At 43.3% G+C, this 22,055-nt stretch carries 16 protein-coding genes; 12 read left to right on the forward strand and 4 right to left on the reverse strand.

What is annotated here, in order from left to right:
- Nucleotides 1-92: 92 nt before the first annotated feature.
- Nucleotides 93-2,375 (reverse strand): family 20 glycosylhydrolase, encoded by a 2,283-nt coding sequence (locus tag GJV22_RS06605; RefSeq protein WP_163710459.1) that lies wholly within the window; start codon nucleotides 2,373-2,375, stop codon nucleotides 93-95.
- 187 nt (nucleotides 2,376-2,562) lie between these two features.
- On the opposite strand from GJV22_RS06605, the gene GJV22_RS06610 reads away from it, so the two are divergent.
- The 9 genes from GJV22_RS06610 (at nucleotide 2,563) to GJV22_RS06650 (ending at nucleotide 11,281) form a co-directional block, all read left to right on the forward strand.
- Complete coding sequence (locus GJV22_RS06610; RefSeq protein WP_163710462.1) at nucleotides 2,563-3,684, forward strand: Sb-PDE family phosphodiesterase; 1,122 nt, start codon at nucleotides 2,563-2,565, stop codon at nucleotides 3,682-3,684.
- Between the two features lie 608 nt (nucleotides 3,685-4,292).
- The gene (locus GJV22_RS06615) at nucleotides 4,293-5,699 is read left to right on the forward strand and encodes an anthranilate synthase component I family protein (RefSeq protein ID WP_163710463.1); all 1,407 of its coding nucleotides are present in this window, start codon (nucleotides 4,293-4,295) and stop codon (nucleotides 5,697-5,699) included.
- A 12-nt stretch (nucleotides 5,700-5,711) separates the two neighbouring features.
- Nucleotides 5,712-6,281, forward strand: coding sequence for an anthranilate synthase component II (locus GJV22_RS06620; RefSeq protein ID WP_163710467.1), 570 nt, complete (start codon nucleotides 5,712-5,714; stop codon nucleotides 6,279-6,281).
- 79 nt (nucleotides 6,282-6,360) lie between these two features.
- Entirely contained in the window at nucleotides 6,361-7,353 is a 993-nt protein-coding gene (trpD, locus tag GJV22_RS06625) for an anthranilate phosphoribosyltransferase (protein WP_163710470.1), read from the forward strand.
- A gap of 46 nt (nucleotides 7,354-7,399) precedes the next feature.
- Complete coding sequence (trpC, locus tag GJV22_RS06630) at nucleotides 7,400-8,188, forward strand: indole-3-glycerol phosphate synthase TrpC (RefSeq protein WP_163710473.1); 789 nt, start codon at nucleotides 7,400-7,402, stop codon at nucleotides 8,186-8,188.
- 41 nt (nucleotides 8,189-8,229) lie between these two features.
- Entirely contained in the window at nucleotides 8,230-8,832 is a 603-nt protein-coding gene (locus GJV22_RS06635; protein WP_163710476.1) for a phosphoribosylanthranilate isomerase, read from the forward strand.
- Nucleotides 8,833-8,845: 13 nt separating this feature from the next.
- A complete protein-coding gene (gene trpB, locus GJV22_RS06640; RefSeq protein ID WP_163710479.1) occupies nucleotides 8,846-10,027 on the forward strand; it encodes a tryptophan synthase subunit beta in 1,182 nt (393 codons plus the stop codon).
- Nucleotides 10,028-10,092: 65 nt separating this feature from the next.
- Nucleotides 10,093-10,875, forward strand: a complete 783-nt coding sequence (gene trpA / locus GJV22_RS06645) for a tryptophan synthase subunit alpha (protein WP_163710481.1) — start codon at nucleotides 10,093-10,095, stop codon at nucleotides 10,873-10,875.
- A 211-nt stretch (nucleotides 10,876-11,086) separates the two neighbouring features.
- Nucleotides 11,087-11,281, forward strand: a complete 195-nt coding sequence (locus GJV22_RS06650; RefSeq protein WP_163710484.1) for a hypothetical protein — start codon at nucleotides 11,087-11,089, stop codon at nucleotides 11,279-11,281.
- Nucleotides 11,282-12,226: 945 nt separating this feature from the next.
- On the opposite strand, the gene GJV22_RS06655 is transcribed toward GJV22_RS06650, so the two are convergent.
- Both GJV22_RS06655 and GJV22_RS06660 read right to left on the reverse strand, forming a co-directional pair.
- Entirely contained in the window at nucleotides 12,227-14,059 is a 1,833-nt protein-coding gene (locus tag GJV22_RS06655; protein ID WP_163710487.1) for a M61 family metallopeptidase, read from the reverse strand.
- Between the two features lie 164 nt (nucleotides 14,060-14,223).
- Nucleotides 14,224-14,793, reverse strand: a complete 570-nt coding sequence (locus GJV22_RS06660; RefSeq protein WP_163710490.1) for a DUF3332 domain-containing protein — start codon at nucleotides 14,791-14,793, stop codon at nucleotides 14,224-14,226.
- Nucleotides 14,794-14,995: 202 nt separating this feature from the next.
- Between GJV22_RS06660 and GJV22_RS06665 the strand changes: the two genes are divergently transcribed.
- Both GJV22_RS06665 and GJV22_RS06670 read left to right on the forward strand, forming a co-directional pair.
- A complete protein-coding gene (locus tag GJV22_RS06665; RefSeq protein ID WP_163710493.1) occupies nucleotides 14,996-16,024 on the forward strand; it encodes an agmatine deiminase family protein in 1,029 nt (342 codons plus the stop codon).
- Nucleotides 16,025-16,042: 18 nt separating this feature from the next.
- Nucleotides 16,043-16,936: a carbon-nitrogen hydrolase gene (locus tag GJV22_RS06670; protein WP_163710496.1), complete on the forward strand. Its 894-nt coding sequence runs from the start codon at nucleotides 16,043-16,045 to the stop codon at nucleotides 16,934-16,936.
- Between the two features lie 77 nt (nucleotides 16,937-17,013).
- Here GJV22_RS06670 and GJV22_RS06675 read toward each other — a convergent pair whose 3' ends face one another.
- A complete protein-coding gene (locus GJV22_RS06675) occupies nucleotides 17,014-19,359 on the reverse strand; it encodes a transglycosylase domain-containing protein (RefSeq protein WP_163710499.1) in 2,346 nt (781 codons plus the stop codon).
- A gap of 336 nt (nucleotides 19,360-19,695) precedes the next feature.
- On the opposite strand from GJV22_RS06675, the gene topA reads away from it, so the two are divergent.
- Nucleotides 19,696-22,023, forward strand: a complete 2,328-nt coding sequence (gene topA / locus GJV22_RS06680) for a type I DNA topoisomerase (protein ID WP_163710502.1) — start codon at nucleotides 19,696-19,698, stop codon at nucleotides 22,021-22,023.
- The last annotated feature ends 32 nt before the right edge of the window (nucleotides 22,024-22,055 follow it).

Consider the following 22,055-nt stretch of genomic DNA (forward strand, 5'->3'; position numbering starts at 1 on the left):
TAGTCCCGCAACTCACGAAGCGGATTGATAAAAAAAACAGGACACCAGCCCGAGAGCCAATGTCCTGTTTCGATAATTAAAACTATTTCCTGTTACTCCCGGAAGTACTTTTCGCCGGGAAAAACTTCCAGCTTGTCGCTTCCGGGGCGTTTATAGCTCAGCTTTATGCTTTGCCCGTAAACGGTGTTGAAGTACTTCACTTTAACGGGGTAGTAGCCGGCTTTCAGTTCAACACGTCCCGAGGTCGTACAATCGTAGTTCAGCCCGTCGTTGTCAATCACCAGCTCATCACCAATGTACAATCCCGAACCGCAGGAACTGTTCAACTGGAAATAGTAGCTGCCGTCGGTTGGCACCGAAATGTATCCGTCGAACGCCCAGCCTTTCAGTTTACCCATAATCTCGGCAGGAATAACCAGCCAATCGACGGTTCCGGTTTTAATCGCCTCACCGCCTACATCGCGAAACGAGCGGAAAGCCGCATCATAAAATTTGTAATTCAAGCCTTTCTCCGGATTTTTCAGCTTCACCGGTTTCAGGTTGGCCGTTTTCAAAACCGACTTCACCGTATAGCTTTTGGTTCCGTCTCCCAGAAAACTCGTGGCCTTCAGCGTAAGGTCGCCATCCAGTTTTAGTTTGAAGGGCCCTGCGTACAAAGCCGAGAATTCGGTGGGTTCGCTACCGTCGGTTGTATACCTGATTTCGGCAGTCGCAGCAGCACACGAAAGCGTAATGGTTGCCTCCTTGCCTTCGTAAATCTGCACCGGGCTCAAGCCTTCGGGAGGCGGTACACGGAAATGAATGTCATTCCTGGCCAATCGCAGGTAATTCTCGTCCATGCGCAGTTCAAAATCAGCAAAATCTTTATTCGCAGGTTCTGTCCACTGCACTTCCGACAAGGCGCATAACCGGGGGTAGATCATGTACTCCAGTTGCTCCGAAGTGGGGATATATTCAGTCCACAGGTTTGCCTGGGCTCCCATAATCAACTTTTGTTTGTCTTTGGGCAAATGCGCCGGAACCGGATCATAGCTGTACACTTCGGCCAGGTCTGTCAAGCCACCAATAGCTGTTGGCTCGTTCGAATCAATCGACTGGTAATGGTCGAAATAGCACCAGTTTCCGGGTGTCATCACCACTTTGTGTCCCAACTCGGCCGCTTCAATGCCGCCTTTTTCACCACGCCACGACATCACCGCTGCATTTTCAGCCAATCCGCCTTCCAGTATTTCGTCCCAGCCAATCAGCTTCTTGCCTTTCGTAGCCAGGTAATGTTCCATGCGTTGAATGAACCAGCTTTGCAACTCGTGTTCATCTTTGCAACCTTCCTCTTTCATGCGCTTCTGGCACAACGGACATTTTTCCCAGTTCTCTTTCGGGCACTCATCGCCTCCAACGTGGAAATAAGTTCCGGGGAACAAAGGGATCACCTCGTCCAACACATCCTGAAGAAATTCGAAGGTCGATTCTTTACCGGCACAGTACACATTCTCCGACACCCCCCACAAAGGCCAAACCTTCAGAGTGTCGTCAAAACATCCGAGCCAAGGGTAAGCAGCCAAAGCCGCCTGCGCATGCCCGGGCATTTCAATCTCGGGAACAATGGTCACATGACGTGCAGCTGCGTAAGCAACAACATCTTTCACCTGCTCCTGCGTGTAAAAGCCACCGTGCTTTTCACCATCAAACCGGTGCGGATAATCAGCCATATGGCCCACAACGGTTTCGTCGCGCCAGGCACCAATCTCGGTTAACTTCGGATACTTTTTTATTTCAATGCGCCATCCCTGGTCTTCTGTCAGGTGCCAGTGGAAGGTGTTCAATTTATATCGCGACATCTGATTGATGAGCTTTTTCACCACATCAACCGAATAAAAATGACGGCACACATCCAGGTGCATCCCGCGCCACTCGAAGCGAGGTTCATCATCAATTTTCACCAACGGAAGAGCAATGTTGCCTTTCGCAGAAACCGGGATCAATTGCAGAAATGTCTGAATTCCGTAGAAAACTCCGGCAGAAGATTTCCCACTGATTTCATATTTATCCTCCGACGAGCGAATTGAGTAAGCCTCTTCCCCGGCTATTCCCTCATCCAGTTTTAGAATGATGGCACCTGTCGCAGGGGCAACATCGGCCACTGCAACGTTGAAGCCTGCGGCTTCAGAAAGAGCAGCCTGCAAGTAGTCAGCTTCCTGTTTCAAATTTTCGTCACTGCAAACAATTTGCACCTTTTCACTCAAATGAAACTCACCTGGCAGCTGCTCCAGATGGTTGGGTTTGGGCACCAAACTAAGTGGTGTCGCGTCTGAACCGGCTTGCAGTTGTGTCGTCACACCCAAACTGAAGACCAGCATAATCAAAAAATTCCTCATATCTAACTGTTGTGGTTTAAGTATTTTCTGCAATATAACATTTAATACAAGACAATGTGTGCGGACACACTACTCTCATTGACGAAAACAGTAAATTGCTGGCTAAAGTTCAACAAAAAACAATTTCTTCACACAGCTAATTGCATCAAACCAAAGCTTTTATATAAATTGCGTAAAAATTGCTTTCATGAAAATGCTGAGACGTAAGGGAATCTTTTCAATTTTACTGGTTTTATTCGGGTTAACGTCTATTCTGGCACAAAGTCGCCAGGAAATTCGAATCCCCGATATATTGGGATATCGAACGCTAAAGTGTGATTTTCACATGCACACCGTTTTTTCAGATGGTGAGGTTTGGCCCACCATTCGTGTTCAGGAAGCCTGGCGTGAAGGACTCGATGTTATCGCCATCACCGACCATATTGAGTACCGCCCACACTCCAGCGATATGGATGCCGACCTCAACCGTTCGTATGACATAGCAAAGCCATTGGCCGACCAACTGGGGATTGTATTAATCCGTGGAGTTGAAATTACCCGCAATATGCCCCCCGGACATTTAAATGCCATTTTTGTCAAAAATGCCAACTTACTGGAGCGTGAAGATTGGTGGGAAGCATGCGTGGAAGCCAAAGAGCAGGGTGCTTTTGTTTTCTGGAATCACCCCGGATGGAAGGTTCAGCAACCCGAGGAAACAGTTTGGTGGCCCGAACATACGCGGTTATTAAATGCAGGCATACTGAAAGGAATTGAAATATACAACCACCGGGAATTTTATCCCGAAGCTTTACAATGGGCACAGGAAAAAAATCTCGTGATTTTGGGAAACTCCGATATTCATGAGCCCATTTCGCAAGAATATGATGCCCCGCAGAAAAGGCCTTTAACCCTGGTATTCTCCCTCGACAAAACTGAAAACGGCATCAAATCGGCTTTACTGGATAACCGGACAGCGGTACTTTTTAATGATACACTGATTGGTGAACGTCGCTTTTTAACGCCAATCTTCATCAGCTCAATCCAGCTAAAAAGCAAAAAGTTGAATTTGCAAAATCAAGATATCAAGTACTTGCAGGTTTATAACAATAGTGATATCCCGTTTAAATTGGAGCAGCGTCAGCCATCTGTCGGGTTCTCCTGTCCAAAGGTCATTGTTCTTCCACCCAACCGAACAGTTTCGATCGAGTTGACGGGAACTTCAGACGAAGTGGCACAAATGCCGGTACTAAAAATGTTTTATGAAGCCACCAATCTAATTACCAAACGGGGAGAAAAACTACCGGTAAACATTGATGTTCCGAATAAATAAGCGGCGAAATTCAAGGAATTGATTTTCTAAAAGAGCACGTAAAAACATGACATAAAAAAAGCGGTGGAACCCATCCACCGCTTACCTCCAAACAAACAACTAAAATTACCTTTCATGCTTTGCAGTGCTCAACCAATCAACCCCAATAAATAATGATAAAAAAAGAATAAAAGAACTGCAAAGCTTTACCATTATTACGGATCAAATATTTTTTTAGTTTCAGCATAAAACATACTATAAAACACCATTTTTCTGCAAACAATATTTCATTATAAATTGTATACACCAGATCAAAACCAACTTAAAATTTGGTTTTAACTGAAATATTTCATTCTTTTACAACTCGTTTTTAGACTTAATGGATAAATACAATATGGCTTCCGTGGTGGGGTCTTCTTGCAATTAAGAAGTTTATAGCCATATTGGTATTTTTATAAAGATATTATCATGCATACAAGAATGACAACAATTTGGTGGTGGCGCAAAAACTTTTCACAATACCGTGGAGAGGCGTAGCTATCATGTTAATCATGTATGAAAAAGCGGCTTATCGGACACGGTAAGCCGCTTTTTTGTTTTTACACCGTACAATTTGAAAAATTACAAATATGAAACCTATTCAAGTTCAAGTAAACGTCAAGAAAATTTTGGGAGACACGCTGACCCCTGTTAGTGTTTACCTGAAGTTTCGCGACCTGTTCCCCAAATCAGTGCTTTTGGAAAGCTCTGATTACCATGGCAACGAAAACGCCTGTTCCTTCATTTGCATTAAACCACTGGCGGGCTTTGAAGTCAACGAAGGCGTAATCCGAATTGATTACCCGGGCGGTACACAAGAGGAAATGAAGGTTGAAGACCAGTTTACGGTTGCACGGGAACTCAACAATTTCTACAAATCGTTCCAGCTTTCGGGAGATGTAAAGGGTGTTCCGGCCAATGGAATATTCGGCTATTTAAGTTTCGACTCGGTCAAATATTTCGAGAAAATTCAAATCACCGCTGAGAAGAAGGAAGATTATGCAATTCCTGAAGTGAAGTATCATTTCTACAAATACATTCTGGCAATTGACCATTCGAAAGATATGATTTCGATTATCGAGAACCTGCCGGAAGGTGAAACTGCCGAGATGAGCCAAATTGAGTCGTTGCTAAAAAACCTATCTTTCCCAACTACCAGTTTCGACACAGTTGGCGAGGAAGTGTCAAACATTACCGATGACGAATACCGCCAAATGGTTACCAAAGGAAAACAACATTGTTTCCGCGGCGATGTGTTCCAGATCGTATTATCCCGTCAATTTTCACAACAATATAAAGGCGATGAATTTCAGTTGTACCGTGCACTTCGGTCGGTGAATCCATCGCCTTATTTATTTTTCTTCGATTACGGCAACTACCGGATTTTTGGATCCAGTCCTGAAGCTGAATTGCGAATCAAAAGAGATCGCGCGATCATCAACCCGATTGCAGGAACTTTTCGGCGTACGGGAAATGATGAACAAGACCGCCTCTTGGCCGAAAAGCTGTGTGCCGATCCAAAGGAAAATGCCGAACACGTAATGCTGGTCGACCTGGCACGCAACGACCTCAGTCGAAATGCCGACGATGTGCGAGTTGACAATTACCGGGAGGTGCAATACTTCTCACATGTCATTCACCTGGTTTCTGAAGTTTCAGGAAGGCTGCCGGACAATGCTAACATGGTTTCGGTTTTAGGCAATTCATTCCCGGCAGGGACACTTTCCGGGGCGCCCAAACACATGGCCATGACGCTGATCGACAGATATGAAAACCAACGCCGTAGCTACTACGGAGGAACCATCGGCTTCATCGGCTTCGACAATAGTCTGAATCATGCCATCATGATCCGCTCATTCCTGAGCAAAGGGAACAAACTATACTATCAGGCTGGTGCGGGCATTGTTGCCGGATCCGTTGAAGAAAATGAATTACAGGAAGTAAACAACAAGCTGGCTGCCCTAAAAAAAGCCATCGAAATTGCAAAAGAACTATAATCCCCCGCTGTTATGAAAATAGTAGTCATCGATAATTACGATTCGTTCACCTACAACCTGGTGCATGCAATCAAAAAAATATCAGGTCTTCCGGTTGACGTGATTCGCAACGACGAGCTGGAATTGAGCGACCTTGAAAAATACGATAAAATCGTACTTTCACCGGGTCCGGGTATTCCAACCGAAGCCGGCTTATTAATGGATATCATCCGTGAATTTGCTCCACGCAAAAGCATGCTCGGTGTTTGTCTTGGTCACCAGGCAATTGGTGAAGCGTTCGGTGCCAAATTAACGAACATGAGTCATGTTTTGCATGGCATCGCAACTCCAATTTGTGTAACTTCGCCCGACCCAATTCTATTTGAGTCACTTCCTGAAAAATTTGAAGTCGGACGCTACCATTCATGGATCGTCGATCAGGAAGGGTTGCCCGATAGTTTGGAGATTACCAGCCAAGATGAAAACGGACAAATCATGTCGCTAAAACACAAACAATATGATGTCCGCGGGGTACAATTCCACCCCGAATCAGTTTTAACACCGCTGGGAGAACAGCTCATTGCCAACTGGTTAAAGAATTAGCGATTCGCGAATTAGATAACAGATTTCAGACAACAACCAGCTTGAAAGCTGGAATTTGAAACAAGGAATTTTTATAAAGATGAAAGATACATTAAACTACCTGTTCGCAGGAAATAGCTTAAATAAAGATCAGGCTTGTAAGGTACTGACTAATATCGCTGAAGGCCAATTTTCGGAGGCTGAAATCGCTTCATTCCTGACGGTTTACCGCATGCGTCCGGTCAACGCTGAAGAGCTGAATGGTTTCCGTCAGGCCTTGCTAAATCTGTGCGTGAAAGTTGATTTCTCTGAATTCAACACCATTGATGTGGTGGGCACCGGAGGCGACGGCAAAAATACCTTCAACATTTCAACAGCCAGCTGTTTTGTACTGGCGGGCGCAGGATATAAAGTAACCAAACACGGAAACTACGGCTTATCATCTGTAAGTGGAGCATCCAATATGTTTGAATACTTTGGCTACAAATTCAGCAACGACATTGATAAACTGAGAAAAGAAGTCGACGAAATTGGCATCTGTTTTTTCCATGCGCCACTCTTTCATCCGGCCATGAAGAATGTCGGACCCGTACGTCGTGCCTTAAAAGTTCGCACCTTATTCAATATGATGGGACCAATCATCAACCCATGCTCACCAAAAAATCAACTGGTTGGTGTTTCCGATCTTCAAATTATGGATTTATACAACCAAGTGTTCAAGGATGGAGACCAGAATTACATGCTGGTTCACGCCCTGGATGGTTACGACGAGGTTTCCCTGACCGGCGATACTCGTTACATTGAAAACGGTTTTGAAGACAATCTATCACCTGCTGATTTTGGTTTTTCAACATTGCAGCAGGAAGAGCTTTCAGGTGGCAATACAGTGGAAGATGCGGCTAAAATATTTAAAAACATCATGCAAGCTGAAGCTACCGATGCCCAGCAAAATGTGGTTATCGCCAATGCTGCTTTGGGTATAAAATGTATGTGCCCCGAGAAATCACTGTCTGATTGTGTTGCTGAAGCCAGCGAAGCACTGAAAAGTAAAAAAGCATTGGAAGTCTTCAATAAATTGATGGCAACCAGCTAAACGATCGGTTGCAGTAATTAAAAACCCGAAATTTGGAAATTTACCCATGACAATACTTGATGATATAAACAATAATAAGCGCCGCGAAATAGCTGAAGCTAAATCTAAAATCAGTCTGGAAGACTTAAAGAAATCACCTTTTTTCAAACGTCAGACAAACTCATTAAAAGCCGCATTGAAGCAGGCCGGAGCGAGTGGCATTATAGCCGAATTCAAAACAAAGTCGCCTTCGAAAGGCGTGATAAACGAGGAAGCTGAGGTAACCGAAGTAACCTCTGGTTATGTCGCTGCAGGTGCGAGTGGACTATCTGTTTTGACCGACCGAAACTATTTTGGCGGTTCATTTGAAAACCTGGCCAAGGCACGGTTCACGAACCCTCAAACACCGATCCTGCGCAAAGACTTCATGCTTGATCCGTACCAGGTATACGAAGCAAAAGCACACGGTGCTGATTTAATTTTGTTGATCGCAGCCAGCCTCAGCAAGGATGAAATGCTAAAACTAACCGAATTAGCTAAAGAACTGGATTTGGAAGTTTTGGTAGAAGTGCACACGGAAGAAGAAATTGAAAAACTAAACCCGATGGTAGATCTAGTTGGCGTAAACAACCGCAACCTGAAAACCTTTGAGGTAGATATTGAAACATCTATTCGTTTAGGAAAATTACTCCCGGAAGACATGATCCGAATCTCAGAAAGCGGCCTGTCATCCATTGAGAACATTCAATATCTGAGAGCTAATGGCTATCAAGGATTCCTGATGGGGGAAAATTTCATGAAAACTGATAATCCGGCGCAAGCTTGCATCGACTTCATTGCAAAACTTAACGCTTAGACTTAAACGAAATGGCCAGTTTAAAGATAAAAGTTTGCGGCATGAGGGAACCGGGAAATATTGACGCCATTTGCTCGTCAATGCCCGATTATTTGGGATTCATTTTCTACCCAAAATCCAAACGCTTTGTCGGTGAAAATCCGGATAAAATCATTTTTGACCGCGTTCCGCCCTCCATTCAGAAAGTGGGTGTTTTTGTCAACGAAGAACCGAAGAAAGTGATTGAAATTTGCCACAGCTACAAACTCGCTGTCGCCCAGTTGCACGGCCAGGAATCTCCTGAATACTGTCAAAAAATCAAGGACTCCGGCGTCAAAGTTTTTAAGGCATTTTCCATTGACGAGAACTTCGACTTCAAGCTATTAAATAAATACGAAGACATGATCGACTATTTTTTATTCGATACAAAAGGAAAATTACCTGGCGGAACCGGAGAAAAATTTAACTGGCAGGTTTTAAATCAGTATAAGCTAAATACACCCTTCTTCTTAAGTGGAGGAATAGGGCCGAAGGACTGCGAATACATCATATCGCTAGGATCTAGAGCGCTATTCGCAGTTGACATCAATAGTGGATTTGAGACGCAACCGACAATAAAAGAGCCAAATAAGGTTGCCGATTTTATTCAGAAAATTAGAAACTAAAAAAACGTACAATATGAGCTATCAAGTTAACAGAAAAGGATATTACGGAGAGTTTGGAGGTGCATACATCCCCGAAATGATGCACCCAAACATTGAAGAACTGCAGGAAAAATACATGGAGATTATCAACTCTTACAATTTCAAGCAAGACTTCATCAACCTGCTAAAACATTATGTAGGCAGACCTTCTCCACTTTACTACGCCCGCCGGATGTCGGAACGCTACCAAAGTCACATTTTTCTGAAACGTGAAGATTTAAACCATACCGGTTCGCACAAAATAAACAATACGATCGGACAAATTCTGCTGGCCAAATCATTAGGCAAGACCCGCATTATCGCTGAAACCGGTGCCGGACAACACGGTGTTGCAACAGCAACAGTTTGTGCTTTGATGGATATGAAATGTATTGTTTACATGGGGGCACTGGACGTACAACGCCAAGCTCCAAACGTAAAAAAAATGCGCATGCTGGGTGCCGAAGTGATTGCTGCTGAATCGGGTAATAAAACGCTGAAGGATGCAACTAACGAAGCCATGCGCGACTGGATTAATAATCCGGTCGACACTCACTACATCATTGGTTCTGTTGTTGGTCCTCATCCGTATCCGGATATGGTTGCCCGCTTCCAGTCGGTGATTAGCGAAGAAATAAAATGGCAATTGGACGAGCAGTTGGGACGTGAATTGCCTACCCGTATTTTAGCATGTGTTGGAGGAGGAAGCAATGCTGCCGGTGCTTTCTATCATTTCTTAGACGATGAAAGTGTTGAGTTAATCGGTATTGAAGCTGCCGGCAAAGGTGTTGATACCGACGAAAGTGCTGCCACACTAACCCTTGGAAAACCTGGAGTACTGCATAGTTCAAGATCATTTGTCATGCAAACGAAAGATGGACAAATCATTGAGCCGTACTCAATCTCCGCAGGCTTGGACTATCCCGGAATCGGGCCAATGCACGCAAACCTTTTCGCCACCAAACGTGCCAAATATTTGTGGGCGACTGATGACGAAGTACTGGAAGCAGCACTGGAGTTAACCCAACTGGAGGGAATTATTCCGGCACTGGAATCGGCCCACGCTTTGGCCGCACTCAAAAAAATCGACTTGAAACCGGAAGATGTAAACGTAATTAACCTTTCGGGCCGTGGCGACAAAGACATGGAAACCTATTTAAATCATTTTGGCTATTGATTTGGTTTTAGCGAGCGTGCTACTTTGTATAATCCCCTCGCTGAAGATCACAAAATATCATCACAATGAAAAACAGAATTAATCAACTATTTCTAGATAAAAAGGAGAATATCCTTTCGGTATATTTTACTGCCGGTTATCCACAACTAGACGATACAGTTTCAATTATTGAAAAACTGGTTGCCAGCGGTGTTGACCTGATCGAAATTGGAATGCCATTCTCAGATCCGGTGGCCGATGGTCCGGTCATTCAAAATAGCAGTCTCGTCTCACTCCGAAATGGGATGAGCATTGAAAAGCTATTTGATCAACTAATAGGAATCCGGGAAACCGTATCGATTCCTCTTATTTTGATGGGTTACTTAAACCCGGTCATTCAATATGGTTTGGAAGCATTTTGCAGAAAATGTGCAGAGGTTGGTATCGACGGATTGATTTTACCGGATCTGCCACTAAACGAGTACCAGGAAAATTACCGAGAAGTGTTTGCCCGCTACAACCTGCACAACATCTTGCTTATCACACCACAGACATCTGATAAACGATTAAAAGAAATTGATGAAGCTTCAAGCGGATTCATATACATGGTATCCAGTTCATCAACAACCGGTGCAAAAAGCAGTGTCGCTGACTTCCAGAAAGATTATTTTGAACGTGTTAAAGCGATGGAACTGACGAATCCAAGATTAATTGGTTTTGGAATTTCAAACAAAGAAACCTTCGATAATGCCTGTCAATACGCAGAAGGAGCAATCATTGGAAGTGCTTTCGTAAAAGCACTCGATGGTAATGAAAGCCTGGACGTTAAAATTTCAAATTTTGTTAATCAAGTTGTAAAAGGTGTGTAATCTCAGTAGCGTTACTTTGGTCCGGAATAAAAATTTTTAATGTTTTATAACAAGCAGAATTTGTCCATAACGAAAGAGCGTTGTCTTACAAAGAATTAATGCGCCCTTCGCACTTTTCAAGGGGTTAAACATTGTTAAGACTCATTTTTCGGTGTTGGATAAACGACTTCAACCTATTAAATTTACAAGTGAAAAATAAAATGTTCAGACCATGAATGAGTACGCAAAAGTGATCCTACCGAAGGTAAGTTTCAGTAAGGACTTGTTCCGAAAAGAACTTTCAAAGTGTGTAGGCTGGGTTGAGGAACCCAGTGAACTGGATGAATTAATCAAGTGGTGCTACGCAAATTTTGGGGAAATGTACCCTGAAATACTTGATGAAGTTTTTTCACAAAATGCAGCATAACCTAAAGGCTCCGTTAATACGGGGCCTTTTTCATGTAAGCTAAAACCGAGATCTCCCGAATTTATATTGCACTGTGCAGAACATTCCGGGGTGTTTATGTGTCTATTTATCGAAGATTGCATTGCAAATGACACAAATCCTTCGGATATCAGTACTAGTTTGGATTTACTTTGTGCTTGTTTTCACCGCACAAATTTCAGATCAAAACGAGCATAACACAACGTTACTGCAAAGTAGTTCTCATGCGCTTTTCACAAAATATTCACCAAACTCGCTACTCCTGCTGACTGAAGAAATCAAGGAAGAAGCAAGGACAAACGAAAAGGTTCCATTTCAGCCAACAAAACCAGCGACAAGCAGATCAACTCAGGCATATTACCTGCCTGTCATTTTAAGTCATTTAAACGTTCAATATCACACACACAAGGCACTTGTTCCTTTGTACATTAAGGATCAAGCGCTGCTCTGTTAGCATTTCCCGACTACCATTTATCAGCACCAACTCTCACAACATTAATATCCTAATGTTGTAATACATTACGTGAATTTTCTTTTCATTTAAAAAATTAATGGTATGGAGAAATACATTAATGAGGAGAAAGAGCAAGAAAAATCAAACGATTTCGTTTGGAAGCTCTTCGACTCCATTATTGAGAATGCCGTAAGCATCTTCCGATAATATCAAAGCCATAACCAATACGAAGCAATCTGTATGAAGCGCCCACTTATGAAAAGAATTTACCAAATGGAAATCGATCACAAAATCAAAAGACCATTGGGTTTATAACTTGCCCAGCCAAATGATCTATTTCTAAAACTAACTGGCACATTATCAATTATTTTTGTTGAATGAATAGAAGCTGTTTCGCGGGGAACAGCTTCTTTCTATTTCTTATACCCGGATGTACATTTTCATTTAACGGCAAAAACAACAACTAAATGACATTACTTGTTTCCACTTAACCATTTTTCCCTAAGCGCTTGTTCACTTGTGGTCAATTCATCGATTGAGCTAATCTTGAAGGAACGTTCCTTCTTTTGCTTCAAAATTACCGGGATCTTTTTCAAACCACCATCCGACTGAACTTCAAGCCAAACTGTATCTCCCGCTCCTACGTTCTGAAGGACCGGCCTCAACTTTTTAGGCGAAAATCCCTCCGATGAAACCAAGCAATGATTTTTCCGCAAACCTGCATCCCATGCCGGCGATTGCCATTCTACGGAACCTATGAAAACCGAATCGTTTTCAATGTTGACACTCGCTCCAAACCAAGCTCCCGATAGGGTCTGCACGGTCGTATCAACTTGGTATCCTCCCCCCGAAAGATATTTATTATAGTCCAATGCCTTAGTCGTGTATATGTAATCGAACAGGCTATCCATTGGTTCTCCAGCTGTTTCTTCTAAAACAACCCGCAATTCGTCTTCTGTGAAACCCCGTTTTCGGCCTTTGTAAAAATCAGTGTACAACCTACGCATCACATCATCCATCGACTTTGTATTACCGGTGGCTTCTCTGATTTTAAAATCGAACAACCATCCCACAACAGGCCCTTTCTGGTAATACGAAATCGTTTTATTAACCTCATCATCAATTCTCCCAAAAGGGCCATCGCTCCATGTTTCGTAACTCGACTCCGCCAGGGTTTGAAACAATCTTCCCGGCGATCGCTCAACGGCCAGCAAATCATTCTGCAGAGCCTGCAACAAATCATCTTCGGTAAACAAACCGGCGCGCGTCATGACCAGGTATTCGTAGTAAACGGTTAGTCCCTCCGACACCCAAAGCAAATTGGTTCGGTTTTCTTTTTCGTAATCAAAGGGGCCGAGTTCAATCGGCCGGATACGTTTCACGTTATAGTGATGAAAATATTCGTGCGCCAGGAACGATAAAATTCGCAGTCGCTCCTGCCGTGAATTTAAACCGTCGCCGGTAAAACTTACCGATGTCGAGTTCAGGTGCTCAATTCCGCCCCGACCGGGACCAATTCCAATAAAAGTATATTGCTCGTATGGAATATCACCAATAATTTCGGCAGCCGCCTCAATCACCTTTTTCAGATCATCCATAAAAGCCTGCTCCTCGAATTTGCCCATTTTATAGCCAACGAAGTAATGTGGAATTCCCTTAACATCGAAAGATGGTAAAGATTTCAGATCGCCGATCAGTAAGGGGCTATCATATAAAACGTCGTAATTATCGGCAGAGAACACAAAGCCACTATCGCCAACTTTCTCCAATCCGGTTGCCACATCTTTCCATCCGTTCCCTGGCTCGATTTTAATCTGAACGGGACTTTTAATTTCGTCCTTCGGATAGAGAAACAAAGCTCCGGGAATAATATAAGCCCGCTCTTCGTCCAGCCACGGTGTTGCCACAAACTCACGCTCGCAAATAACATCGTAATTCAGGATAACCTTTGCAGCATCTTGATTTTCAACCCGCCAACTGTTTTTATTTACCTTTTCACAAGGCAAAGTCTCACCATGCTCATTCGTTGCTGTCAGCCCGTCCACCTGTTTTGCGAAATCCAACATCTGATAATACCCGGGTGTCCATGCCGGCATCGTAAAAATCAGCTCACTCGCATTGGGTTTGCCGTAGATCATTTCAACCTGAAATTGATGATTTTCTGGATGTTCCATTCGGACAGTGAACTGGATCGCACTTCCGCCAGCAAAAGCTGAAGCAGAGTCTAATACTGAAATCACAACCAATAGGAAAACTGTCCGGAATACCGCGGCAATCTGAAGATGCAACTTGATGAAAACAGGCATAATTGAAACTGTTAAAAGTTATTGGCTTAAAAGTAGCTCGAAAAACGCACAGCTACTGTAACGCATGTTCAAAAGATAGTCACTACAAAAAAAACCGATCGACTAACAAAAAAAAGAGCTGCTTCATCCAGAAACAGCTCTTTTGTATTGCGTTTTATTCTGCGTTAAGGTTGCAACGCATAAGTCATATTCGATTGCACTTCCTGCTCCATGGCTACCGGATCGAATCCTGGTTGAACTTTCATTTCGTGTCCATCAGGATAATACAAGTTGTACGAAATCACTTTTCCATCCTCGATGTCAACTGCTACAACTTTCTGCAGTTTTTTACCTTTTTTCAGGTACCAGCTATTATCATCTTCACGGAAAATCAATTCAGTCTTAGCATGTGAACCGTCCATTTCTTCAATGGTCATTTTATACTTTTCAGCTGTTAATTGGTATTGTTTACCATCAATCTCGACAATCTTCTTTTCCTTCTCTCCTTCTTTCATACTCATTGGGTTGCCACCTCCCCAAAACTCGATTGTATTCAACACAACGGCGTCAACCAAGGTCGTAACTCCATAAACCGGAATAATTACGAAGGCAAGAAAAACCAATTCATTTGCAAATTTAGATCCTACTGTCCCGTTCCAGTCCCATAGCGATCGGGTTAGTTTAAAGCTGCCGTAGCAACTACTCAGCAATACTGCAACCAGCAATAATGCAATTGTCTTTTTCATTTGTTTCATAAAAACCATTTTATTAGGTTAAAACTAAAATTCGAGAAAAATCTCCATAAATAAAATTACGGCACATCATCTTTTTATCAAAATTTATTTTCAAAATAAATAAGTTTAATTTTTAAGATCCTCAAAATCGACAAATCGACGCCGGGTAGGTGATTTTTTATTTAATCGTTTTCTGTTATCGCTTTTTGCATATTTTTGAAACATGAAAATTGAAGGAAATTATCTACCTGCAGAGTGGGTTCATCAAAGCGGAGTGCAATTGACATGGCCTGATTCTGAAACAGATTGGTGCGATATACTGGATGAAGTTATTCCGGTTTATGAGCAAATGGCGCAAGCTATTTTGAAGCACCAAAAACTATTAGTTGTTTGCAGAGACAAGTCAATGCTACCCGACTTCCTGAAGGCAAACGACGAGCGTTTACTTATTCACGAAATGCCAGTGAATGACACCTGGGCCCGCGATCATGCAGCTTTGACTATTCTGGAAAAAGGAGAACCTGTTTTGCTCAATTTTCGCTTCAATGGCTGGGGTATGAAATTCGCGGCTTGCCACGACAATCAGATCACCTCAAAGTTATATGTACAAGGCGCTTTTAAGTCAGGAATTCCAATCGCTGATTATTCCTATTTCACGTTCGAAGGAGGTGCGGTGGAAAGCAATAATAATGGCTGTTTGTTAACGACCAGCGAGTGCTTACTTTCCAAAAACAGGAATGAGCACCTCAGCAAATCGGAGGTCGAATTTTTTCTAAAGAACAGCCTTCATGCTGAAAAAATACTGTGGCTCGACCATGGTTTCCTTGAAGGTGATGATACCGACAGTCACATTGATACCTTGGCCCGTTTTTGCAGCGAGGACACCATTGCCTACGTAAAATGCGATGACGAACTGGACATTCATTATGACGCATTGAAGAAGATGGAAGCACAACTATTGGAGCTGACTGATCAAAATGATCAGCCTTTCAAACTGGTGCCACTCCCCTTCCCTGATCCTATTTTTGATGAAGAGGGGCAACGATTGCCAGCAACTTATGCCAATTTTTTAATCATTAACGAAGCTGTTTTGTTCCCTGTCTATGGAGTGCCTCAGGATGATGATGCTCTTCGGGCTATTCAAAATCTTTTTCCGAACCATGAGATCATCCCGATCAATAGTGTACCCCTGATTAAACAGCACGGATCAATTCATTGTATCAGCATGCAGTTCCCCGAAGGTGTTTTATAAATATAAAAAGAAGTCCCCATGTCAAAAAGAGAAATATCAGTTGGACTAATCCAACAAGGCAATACTTCCGATATTGAAGCCAACAAAGCAAAATTGGCTAAAAACATAGCCGACTGTGCAGCTAAAGGTGCAGAACTCGTTGTTCTTCAGGAACTACACAACAGCTTGTACTTTTGTCAAACCGAAGATGTCGAACTGTTTGATCTGGCAGAGCCAATCCCGGGCCCGTCAACCGATTACTATAGTGAGCTGGCAAAAAAACACAGGATTGTTTTAGTTACTTCTTTGTTTGAAAAACGCGCACCGGGATTATACCACAACACAGCAGTTATCTTTGAAAAGGATGGTTCGCTGGCTGGAAAATACCGAAAAATGCATATTCCGGACGATCCCGGCTTCTACGAGAAATTTTACTTCACCCCCGGCGATCTTGGCTTTCACCCCATCCAAACGTCAGTCGGCAAATTAGGTGTGCTGGTGTGCTGGGATCAGTGGTATCCTGAAGCTGCCCGCCTGATGGCTATGGCGGGTGCCGAGATGCTGATCTACCCGACTGCTATAGGCTGGGATCCGCGCGATACCGAAGACGAAAAAAGCAGACAGCAAAATGCCTGGATCACCATTCAACGATCACATGCAGTAGCCAACGGCATTCCCGTTATTAGCGTTAATCGTATTGGTCGTGAGAATGATCCCTCCGGAAGCTCGGAAGGGATTCAGTTCTGGGGTAATAGCTTCGTTGCCGGCCCTCAAGGTGAAATTTTGGCGAACACCAGTAGCAGTGAAGAACAAAACCTTCTGGTGAAAGCCGACTTATCCCGCTCCGAAGATGTACGTCGCATTTGGCCTTTTCTCCGCGACCGTCGCATCGAAAATTACGGTGATATCACCAAACGATTTTTAAATGACTAGTTTCAACTTATACAAAAATAAAAAAGCCCTGTAGTATTTTTCAACTACAGGGCTTTTCATTTATCTGATATCTTCCGTTAAAAGAAGTCCTCAAACTCAGCCGGTTTTTCACTCGAATCGTTGACATCATCACAATCCAGGTTCATTATAAAGTTCATCGGCTTCTCAAATTCATGATCCGGTTTATACTCCAAACTTGGATCCGCATAAACCTTCTTCATAAACCGACCCCAAATTGGTAAAGCCATATTCGCCCCCTGACCGTATTTAATGTTATCGAAGTGTATACTTCTCAAATCGGCGCCAGTCCATACTCCGGCAGCCAACTGCGGTGTTACACCCATGAACCAACCATCAGAATGGTTCTGTGTTGTTCCGGTCTTGCCTGCAATCGGCCCCTCTATTTCCCCATACACCGGATGCCAGCGGATTCGGGTACCTGTTCCGTGGTCAATTACACCACGCAGCAGACTGATCATCAGGTAGGCCGTTTTTTCATCAATAGCATCATGCCTTTCGGGTCGGAAAGTGGCGATCACATTACCGTACTTATCCTCAATCCGGGTAACAAAAATAGGTTGTGTATAAACACCCTTATTGGCAAACGTCCCATAAGCTCCAACCATCTCGTAAAGAGTAATATCTGAAGTTCCGAGGAACATTGACGGTACCGGATCAATATAACTGTAAACACCCATTTTGTGCATAACATCAGCTACCGATTGCGGATTGAACTGTTTCATCACCCACGCAGAAATCTGGTTCACCGAGTTTGCCAAACCCCATTTTAAGGTAACCATCTTTCCATCGTATTCCGACTCTCCCGAGTTTTTGGCCTCCCAGACCGTTCCATCCCCAAGGATAAATTGCTGCTTAACATTGGGAACTTTTGTACAGGGTGATAAGCCATTCTGCATGGCCAAAGTATAAAGGAATGGTTTCACGGTAGAGCCAACCTGGCGTTTACCACCCAAAACCATGTCGTACATAAAATGTCTGTAGTCCGGGCCTCCAACATAGGCTCTCACCTGACCGGACTCCAAATCCATAGCCATAAATGAAGATCGAAGAAATCCTAAATAATAGCGAATAGAATCCATCGGACTCATAATAGTATCCCGGTCTCCCTTCCATGAAAAGACGGTCATTTCAACCTTCTCTTTGAAGTTCTTTTTTATCTGATCCGCATTCTTTCCTTGTAATCGTAAAACACGATACCGCTCGCTTTGCCGCATCGAAAGATTAAGCAGATGCTCCACATCTTCATCGCTCATATCATTTGAGAACGGCGGATTTCGCAACTCTTTTTCGTGCCTTTCGAAAGCCGGCTGCAAGTCCAGTCGCAAATGATCTTCCAGTGCTTGTTCGGCATAAAGTTGCATCCGGGAATCGATGGTTGTGTATATTTTCAAGCCATCTTCATAAAGATCGTAATTTGTGCCGTCGGGTTTGAAATTCTTTTTACACCAACCGTAAAGCGGGTTAGTTTCCCACGCCACCGAATCCTCTTTATATTTTACCGTTTGCCACGAGGCATATTTTGATCGATCAGGTTTTCCTGACCCCATCGCAACCCTCAGATATTCGCGAAAATACGGGGCCAATCCTTCTTTAAAGTCTTCGCGAGTGAACTCCAGCTCCATTGGCAAAGCTTTTAGTGAATCGAGCTCGGCATCCGTCACATAGCCATAGCGATGCATTTGAGCCAATACAACATTCCGACGGTTTTTGGTCAACTCGGGTCGACGTACCGGATTGAACAAAGCTGAGTTTTTAGCCATCCCAACCAACATGGCCGATTGCTCAATAGTCAACGAATCAGGAACAGTATTAAAATAAATTCGTGCTGCAGATTTAACTCCAACAGCCAGATTAAGGAAATCGTACTTATTTAAATACATGGTGATAATTTCCTCTTTGGTGTAACTCTTTTCAAGCTTAACCGCAATCACCCATTCTTTAAACTTCCGAAAAACCAGATCAGATTTACTTTCAAACTTATCGCGAGGAAAAAGCATTTTAGCCAGCTGCTGGCTCAAAGTACTCCCACCGCCACTACTACTATCACCGGTTAAAACACCTTTCAATACCCGAAACAGTCCCCGAAGGTCAATTCCGGAGTGCGAATAAAAACGAACATCTTCGGTAGCAACCAATGCTTCGATCAAATTATCAGGCAATTGTTCGTAGTTCACAAACGTACGGTTCTCTCTGAAATAGCGACCAATAGAAACATTATCGCGTGAAATCACCTCAGAAGCTAACAAGCTCTGCGGGTTTTCAAGATCTTTGAAAGAGGGCATCTCTCCCATTTTACCTTCTGCAATCAGGTAAAACATGAAAGCAATTGCCAGAATACCAATCGCAAAGAGACTCCAGAAGCCAATAACGAATTTTCTAAATCCCGTTCTATCTTTTTTCATCAAAGGTCATTTGAATGTTAAGCGACAAATATAACGAAAGGATTAAAACTATTATTTCAGCTAATTCGACAGTTTTCCGGAAGCCATTTAATCGACTGATTTAAGAGACATTTTAAAGCGATCTGCAGTACCAGCAAAATCGACATTCAACAGCCTGTTCCACTGCTTGATATCCATCGACCAAATCAACCCCTAAATTGACCAAAAAACAGCAGGCAAAAACAATAAAATAATCATTTTCAAAGATATAAAGACAAAAAAATTATTCCCCCAAAATTTGACGATAGCCCGACATTTTCTTTTATTTGCAGAAATTTTTATAGTCTGGAGGATATTATGCAAGAGAATTTGGTCATCGTTGAGTCTCCCGCCAAAGCAAAAACTATCGAAAAATTTCTTGGAAAAGACTTTTTGGTAACGTCGAGTATGGGACATATTCGCGACTTGGAAAAGAAAGATGCTGGGATTGACATCGAAAACAACTACGTACCGAAATACATTGTTTCGCCCGACAAGAAAAAAATCGTTACAGAGCTCAAGAAACTAGCGAAAGATGCCAAGCTGGTCTGGATCGCATCCGATGAGGACCGCGAGGGAGAAGCAATTGCCTGGCACTTGCAAGAAGTTTTGAAGCTGAAGCCTGAAAAAACGAAACGCATTGTTTTTCACGAGATTACCAAAGAAGCGATCCTCAAAGCGGTTCAAAATCCCCGACCAATTGATACGAACCTTGTTAATGCCCAGCAAGCCCGACGAATACTCGACCGCCTGGTAGGTTTTGAGGTTTCGCCGGTCCTTTGGAAGAAAGTGAAACCTTCTCTTTCGGCCGGCCGTGTGCAATCTGTAGCAGTTCGGTTAATTGTTGAACGGGAACGGGAAATCATCAATTTTGAAGCCACATCGGCTTTTCGGGTAACAGCCGTTTTCCTGGTACCGGATGATCAAGGCAATACCGTTGAACTAAAAGCAGAATTAAATAAACGTTTCGAAAACAAAGAACAAGCCCATAAATTCCTTGAGAAATGCCAGTCGGCTGAGTTCAGCATCGCTGACATTCAGACAAAACCTTCGAAGCGGACACCGGCAGCGCCTTTTACCACATCAACCTTGCAACAAGAGGCGAGTCGTAAACTGGGTTTCTCGGTTTCGCAAACCATGTCGGTTGCCCAAAAATTGTACGAATCAGGTAAAATTACCTACATGCGTACCGACTCGGTTAACCTGTCTGATTTGGCAATCAACACCTCCAAAAGCAAGATTATTAGTTCACACGGCGAGAAATACCACAAATTCCGCCAATACATTACGAAATCGAAAGGAGCTCAGGAAGCGCATGAGGCCATCCGCCCAACCTACATGGATCAGGAAGACGTTTCGGGGACCAACCAGGAAAAGCGTTTGTACGAGTTGATTTGGAAACGGACTATCGCATCTCAAATGGCCGATGCCCAACTGGAACGGACAACTGTTTCAATCAAAGTATCCAATGCAAGCGAAGTGTTTCAGGCAACCGGAGAAGTCATCAAATTTGACGGTTTCCTTCGCGTTTACCTGGAGTCGACCGACAATGAAGATGAAAGCAGCGATGCTAAAAGTCTTCTTCCTCCTGTAAAAGTAAACCAGATTTTACGCACCGAATTTATTGATGCCACTCAACGGTTTAGTCAAAAACCACCAAGATATACAGAAGCAAGCCTTGTAAAAAAACTGGAAGAGCAAGGTATTGGACGACCTTCAACTTATGCACCAACTATTACCACCATTCAAAACCGTGGTTACGTGGTTAAAGAGGATCGCCCCGGCGTTGAACGCCAATTCACACAGCTTTTACTGAAAAAAGGAAAGCTTACCGATCACGAAAAAACAGAAACCACCGGAGCGGAAAAATCAAAATTATTCCCAACCGACATCGGTATGGTCGTGAATGACTTCCTGATCAAGTATTTTGATCAGATCATGGACTTAAGTTTCACGGCCAAAGTCGAAGTTGAGTTTGACGAAATTGCTGACGGGAAACGTGTTTGGAACGAAGTTATCGACGAGTTTTACAAGCCTTTTCACCAACATATAGAAAATGCGCTGGAAGTTTCAGAACGCACTAACGGCGAACGTATTTTGGGCGATGATCCCCAAACCGGTCTTCCGGTATCTGTAAAAATCGGTCGTTATGGTCCACTTGCTCAATTAGGTGAAGCAACCGAAGAAGGAGAAAAACCTCAGTTTGCCAGCTTGCGAGCCGGACAGATATTGGAAACAATCACATTGGAAGAAGCCCTGGACCTGTTCAAACTTCCCCGTGATTTAGGACAATACGAAGACAAGAAAGTAACCGTTGCTATTGGACGCTTTGGCCCCTACGTGCGCCACGACAGTAAGTTTGTGTCGCTCGAGAAAGATGTAGATGATCCGTACACAATTGAACTGCCGCGAGCGATTGATTTGATCGAAGCTAAACGTGAAAAAGACCGCAACGCTTTAATCAAAACATTCGAGGAAGAACCGGAACTTCGTCTGCTGAATGGACGATGGGGACCATACATTTCCTTCAAAAAGAAGAATTACAAAATTGCCAAAGATACAGATGCAACCAAGCTCACTCTTGAAGATTGCATGAAAATAATAGAGGCCGGACCTGCTCCGAAGAAAAGTCGGAAGAAAAAATAAATGAAAGGCAAACAACATGATTGTTTGCCTTT

It is taken from the genome of Mangrovibacterium lignilyticum (assembly GCF_010882175.1).
Lineage (GTDB): Bacteria > Bacteroidota > Bacteroidia > Bacteroidales > Prolixibacteraceae > Mangrovibacterium > Mangrovibacterium lignilyticum.

Excerpts from the sequence above, each read along its gene's own strand:
- GJV22_RS06620 (WP_163710467.1), top strand. The coding sequence starts at position 5,712 with ATGAAAATAGTAGTCATCGATAATTACGATTCGTTCACCTACAACCTG.
- trpC (WP_163710473.1), top strand. The coding sequence starts at position 7,400 with ATGACAATACTTGATGATATAAACAATAATAAGCGCCGCGAAATAGCT.
- topA (WP_163710502.1), top strand. The coding sequence starts at position 19,696 with ATGCAAGAGAATTTGGTCATCGTTGAGTCTCCCGCCAAAGCAAAAACT.
- trpD (WP_163710470.1), top strand. The coding sequence starts at position 6,361 with ATGAAAGATACATTAAACTACCTGTTCGCAGGAAATAGCTTAAATAAA.
- GJV22_RS06605 (WP_163710459.1), bottom strand. The coding sequence starts at position 2,375 with ATGAGGAATTTTTTGATTATGCTGGTCTTCAGTTTGGGTGTGACGACA.
- GJV22_RS06655 (WP_163710487.1), bottom strand. The coding sequence starts at position 14,059 with ATGCCTGTTTTCATCAAGTTGCATCTTCAGATTGCCGCGGTATTCCGG.
- GJV22_RS06615 (WP_163710463.1), top strand. The coding sequence starts at position 4,293 with ATGAAACCTATTCAAGTTCAAGTAAACGTCAAGAAAATTTTGGGAGAC.
- GJV22_RS06660 (WP_163710490.1), bottom strand. The coding sequence starts at position 14,793 with ATGAAACAAATGAAAAAGACAATTGCATTATTGCTGGTTGCAGTATTG.
- GJV22_RS06670 (WP_163710496.1), top strand. The coding sequence starts at position 16,043 with ATGTCAAAAAGAGAAATATCAGTTGGACTAATCCAACAAGGCAATACT.
- trpB (WP_163710479.1), top strand. The coding sequence starts at position 8,846 with ATGAGCTATCAAGTTAACAGAAAAGGATATTACGGAGAGTTTGGAGGT.
- trpA (WP_163710481.1), top strand. The coding sequence starts at position 10,093 with ATGAAAAACAGAATTAATCAACTATTTCTAGATAAAAAGGAGAATATC.
- GJV22_RS06635 (WP_163710476.1), top strand. The coding sequence starts at position 8,230 with ATGAGGGAACCGGGAAATATTGACGCCATTTGCTCGTCAATGCCCGAT.
- GJV22_RS06610 (WP_163710462.1), top strand. The coding sequence starts at position 2,563 with ATGAAAATGCTGAGACGTAAGGGAATCTTTTCAATTTTACTGGTTTTA.
- GJV22_RS06665 (WP_163710493.1), top strand. The coding sequence starts at position 14,996 with ATGAAAATTGAAGGAAATTATCTACCTGCAGAGTGGGTTCATCAAAGC.
- GJV22_RS06675 (WP_163710499.1), bottom strand. The coding sequence starts at position 19,359 with ATGAAAAAAGATAGAACGGGATTTAGAAAATTCGTTATTGGCTTCTGG.
- GJV22_RS06650 (WP_163710484.1), top strand. The coding sequence starts at position 11,087 with ATGAATGAGTACGCAAAAGTGATCCTACCGAAGGTAAGTTTCAGTAAG.